This window comes from Pseudoroseomonas cervicalis ATCC 49957, assembly GCF_000164635.1.
GTDB classification, from domain to species: Bacteria; Pseudomonadota; Alphaproteobacteria; order Acetobacterales; family Acetobacteraceae; genus Pseudoroseomonas; species Pseudoroseomonas cervicalis.
In genome coordinates, this window is sequence record NZ_GG770850.1 from 1 (window position 1) to 1534 (window position 1534).

The 1534-nt window shown below is 72.9% G+C and carries 2 protein-coding genes; both read left to right on the forward strand.

Annotation, left to right across the window (positions count from 1 at the left end):
* On the forward strand, positions 1-349 hold a 349-nt coding region (locus tag HMPREF0731_RS19625; protein WP_007005960.1), incomplete at its 5' end, for a substrate-binding domain-containing protein.
* A 66-nt stretch (positions 350-415) separates the two neighbouring features.
* On the forward strand, positions 416-1447 hold the full coding sequence (locus HMPREF0731_RS19630) for a sugar-binding transcriptional regulator (protein WP_007005961.1): 1032 nt from the start codon (positions 416-418) through the stop codon (positions 1445-1447).
* Positions 1448-1534 lie beyond the last annotated feature (87 nt).

Genomic DNA, 1534 nt, shown 5'->3' on the forward strand with positions numbered 1-1534 from the left:
CGGCCGCCACATCGCGGCCCTGCCGGCGGCGGAACGGCCGGATGCGGTGTTCGGCGTCGCCGACATCCTGGCCATGGGCGCGATGGACGCGCTGCGCGAGGCGGGGCTGTCCGTGCCCGGCGACGTCTCCGTGGTCGGCGCCGACGGCATCGGCCCGGCGCTGCGCCCGCCCTACCGGCTGACCACCGTGGCGCAGCCGCTGGAGGCGATGGTGGCGCGCGGCCTCGATCTGCTGCTGGCGCGCATCGGCGGCGCCGAGCTGCCGCAGGAGCGCATCCTGCTGCGCGGCCGGCTGGTCGAGGGCGCCTCGGCCCGGCGCGGCTTGCCTGGCCTGCTTCAGGCCGTATAACCTGACCGACCCCAGGGGGCAGCCGCCCCGTCGCGGCACGCCCCCGGCCATGGCCGGAGCCGCGTGGTGAGCAGCAGAACTTCGTCCCGACAGGCCACGCCTCAGGCCGCGCTGAATGGCCGCCGCTCCGCGCGGCTGCGCCTGCGCGCCGCCTGGATGTATTATGTCGAGGACATGACGCAGACCGCGATCGCCGAGGCGCTGGGCATCGGCCGCGTCACCGTGGTGCGCATGCTGGCCGATGCGCGCGAGCTGGGCGAGGTGAAGATCAGCCTCAGCCGCGACATCGCCGAGCTGCGCCGCGCCGAGATCGCGCTCGAGGAACGCTTCGGCCTGCGCGAGGCGGTGGTGGCGCCGCTGGCCTCGGCCGAGGCCGATCCGCTGCCGGTGATCGGCGCCGCGACCGGCGAATACCTCTCCGGCTTCATGGCGCCGGGCATGAAGATCGGCGTCGGCTGGGGCCGCACCCTGCTGCATTCGCTGAACGCCATCGATGACCGGCCGCTGCAGGATCTCTCCATCGTCTCGCTGCTCGGCGGCATCTCGGCGGTGCGCCAATACAATCCGGCGGAATTCGCCTGGCAATTCGCCCGGCTGTTCAACGCCAGCTGCTACCTGATCGCAGCCCCCGCGCTGGTCGACAGCGTCGAGACCAAGCGCGCGCTGATCGAGCGCTGCGGCATAGGCCCCGCCTTCCACATGGCCGACCAGCTGGATGCCGTGCTGGTCAGCGTCGGCGGCATGGGCACGGAGGCGAATTCCTCGCTGTTCGGGCATTTCTCGGATGCCGACCGGCAATCGCTGCTGGCGCGCGGCGCGGTGGGCAATCTGCTGTACAATTTCTACGACATCACCGGCCGGCTGGTGGACCATCCGCTGAACCAGCGGGTGATGAGCGCGCCGATCGAGGCTTTGTGCCGCACGCCGCAGCGCATCCTGACCTCGGGCGGGCCGGACAAGATCGAGGCGCTGCAGGGCGCGCTGACCCTGCTGCGCCCGACCGTGCTGATCACCGACGAGGTCACCGCCAACACCCTGCTGGCGCAGCCCGCCGCGGCCGCGGACCGCCCCGCCCGCCGCCAGGCCGCCCAGCGCTGAGACCGGAGGCCGCCATGTCCTCTCCCACCCCGCCGATCGGCCGCCGGATGCGCGACGGGCTGCGCGGCATGCGCTTCCTGGTGCGGC